The organism is Enterobacter sp. Li2LvB3 (assembly GCF_056156645.1).
Genome location: NZ_JBSICG010000051.1, coordinates 1 through 2,444 on the forward strand (window position 1 = coordinate 1; position 2,444 = coordinate 2,444).

The window sequence follows — 2,444 nt, forward strand, 5'->3', positions numbered from 1 at the left end:
GTAAGCGTACAGCGCGAACCGTATTGACGTGACGAGGATGGGTTATTCGGCAGGCAGTGTGATCCGCCACGGCAGCAGTTCACCAACCCTGTTTACCGGCCAGTCAGCAATGACGTCAAGGATATGGTGAAGGTAACGTTCTGGATCTACTCCATTCAGTTTGCACGTCCCGATCAGACTGTACAGCAGCGCTCCCCGCTCACCACCGTGGTCTGAGCCGAAGAACAGGAAGTTTTTACGCCCCAGACTGACCGTCCGCAGCGCATTTTCAGCGATGTTGTTATCTGCTTCAGCCCAGCCGTCGTCTGCGTAGTACGTCAACGCTTGCCACTGGTTCAGTACATAGGTGAACGCTTTTGCCAGCTCTGAGTGTCGCGACAGCGTTTTCACTTTTTCACGCAGCCAGTTTTCCAGTGAGTTAAGAAGCGCTTTCGTTTTCAACTGGCGTTCGGCAAGCCGCTGTTCTGCTGGCATTCCCCTGATATCCGCTTCGATGGCATACAACTCGCCGATCCGTTTCAGCGCTTCATCTGTGAGCGCTGAGGGAGTGTGAACGTGAACATCATGGATTTTACGCCGGGCATGGGCCCAGCACGCGGCTTCCTTTATATGCCCGTCGCGGTAGAGCTCGTTGAACCCGGCGTAGGCATCAGCCTGCAGTACTCCACTGAAGCCTGCAAGATGGGTCTGCGGGTGGATACCTTTTCTGTCCGGGCTGTACGCGAACCACACCGCCGGGGCCAGTGAAGAACCCGCATTACGGTCGTCACGAACGTACGTCCATAAGCGCCCGGTCTTCGTTTTCTTGTTGCCCGGCAGCAGGACCGGAACCGGCGTATCATCGGCATGAAGTTTGCCATCGGCCAGGACATAGTGCTGAAGGGCTTCATCCAGCGGTGACAGCAGGCGACAACACGCATCCACCCAGCCCGACAGGACAGAACGGCTCAACACCACACCCTGGCGGGCATAGATCTCCGACTGGCGATACAACGGTGTGTGTTCCGCATACTTTGACGCCAGTACACGGGCCAGCAGTCCCGGTCCGGCGATACCCCGCTCGATGGGCCGTGAGGGAGCCGATGCCTGAACGATGCGATCGCACCGACGACAGGCATGCTTTTCGCGCACCGTACGGATAACCCGGAAGGCGCTGCGCATCAGCTCCAGCTGTTCAGCGGCATCCTCACCCAGGTAGCTCAGCGAACCTCCGCACTCCGGGCAACAGGACTCTGTGGGTAACAACCGCTTTTCATCACGGGGAAGCGATTCGGGGAACGGTTTACGGGTGCGGGTCTGACGCAGCGGGCGCTGCACCGCCGGATCATCAACCCGGCCGGTAAGGGCATCGCTTTCCTGCTGAAGCCGGTTCAGGTCAGCTTCCATCTGTGCGATACGGCGGGATACCTTTTCGGAACGACTGCCGAAGTTCATCCGGCAGAGTTTATCCAGTTGCGCCTGCAGATGGTCTATTTCGCGTTCCCGGTCGGCCAGCTTTTCCAGCAGGGCGCGGTTCAGCGCTTCCTGTTCGGCCAGGCGCTGTTTCAGCAGAAGGATGTCGTCAGAAGAGGTGTCGTTCATAAGCCCGTATTTTACCAGGGTTATTCTGCGACAACCAGGATAAAGAGAGCTACAACATGGTCAGGGACGTCAGTAACCGCTTTGGCTGCCGCCAGTCGATACCTTCCATCAGCATCGCCAGTTGAGCTGGCGTCAGGAACACTTTACCATCGCGGGCCGACGGCCAGGCGAAGCGGCCGCGCTCCAGCCGTTTGGTCAGCAGGCACAGCCCGTCGCCGGTAGACCACAGCAGTTTGACCTGACTGCCGCTGCGGCCCCGGAAGATGAAGACATGACCGGACATCGGGTCATCTTTCAGCGTTGTCTGCACCTTTGCGGCCAGGCCGTTGAAGCCGTTGCGCATGTCGGTGATACCGGCAACCAGCCAGATTTTAGTGCCTGTTGGTAACGGGATCATCGCTTCAGTTCCTGTATCAGCAGAGCCAGGAACTTTTCGCTGACAGTGCCGTTGAGGCGAAGCGTCCCGTGCCGGAACGTTACCTCACAGTTGATACTGAGCCCCGGGTCTTCTGCGAGCGATTCTGGCTGTACGGCAGTGGCATCGAGAGTCACAGGAAGTAGCTGAGGGCTCTCTGAGGAAGGTAACAGTAGCTTTCCGTCGCGCCACTGCTGGCGCCATTTAAATAACAAATTGGCGTTGATGCCGTTTTCAAGCGCCAGTTTTGAGATGGATATTCCGGGTTCGCAGGAGGCAGCAACGAGCTGCTGCTTAAACTCAGGAGAATAATTAGGGCAGCCCTTACGCCTGCCGGGAGTCACATTTTTCTGCATATCTGACACTTTGGTTCCCACTACTTATTTGGTGGACACCACTTTGTCGAATACATCAGATTATGACCAGACGGCTCTCGCTGTACGCTTAC

3 protein-coding genes are annotated in these 2,444 nt (G+C 57.2%); all 3 read right to left on the reverse strand.

Translation table 11 applies throughout. From position 1 onward, the window contains the following. Nucleotides 1-42 precede the first annotated feature (42 nt). The 3 genes from tnpC to tnpA are packed head-to-tail and all read right to left on the reverse strand — an operon-like array spanning nucleotide 43 to nucleotide 2,352. On the reverse strand, nucleotides 43-1,581 hold the full coding sequence (tnpC, locus tag ACS603_RS23305; protein ID WP_474945003.1) for an IS66 family transposase: 1,539 nt from the start codon (nucleotides 1,579-1,581) through the stop codon (nucleotides 43-45). A 49-nt stretch (nucleotides 1,582-1,630) separates the two neighbouring features. After that, nucleotides 1,631-1,978, reverse strand: a complete 348-nt coding sequence (tnpB, locus tag ACS603_RS23310; protein WP_040018977.1) for an IS66 family insertion sequence element accessory protein TnpB — start codon at nucleotides 1,976-1,978, stop codon at nucleotides 1,631-1,633. After that, nucleotides 1,975-2,352: an IS66-like element accessory protein TnpA gene (tnpA, locus tag ACS603_RS23315; protein ID WP_474945004.1), complete on the reverse strand. Its 378-nt coding sequence runs from the start codon at nucleotides 2,350-2,352 to the stop codon at nucleotides 1,975-1,977. Before tnpA ends, tnpB begins: the two co-directional genes overlap by 4 nt. Nucleotides 2,353-2,444 lie beyond the last annotated feature (92 nt).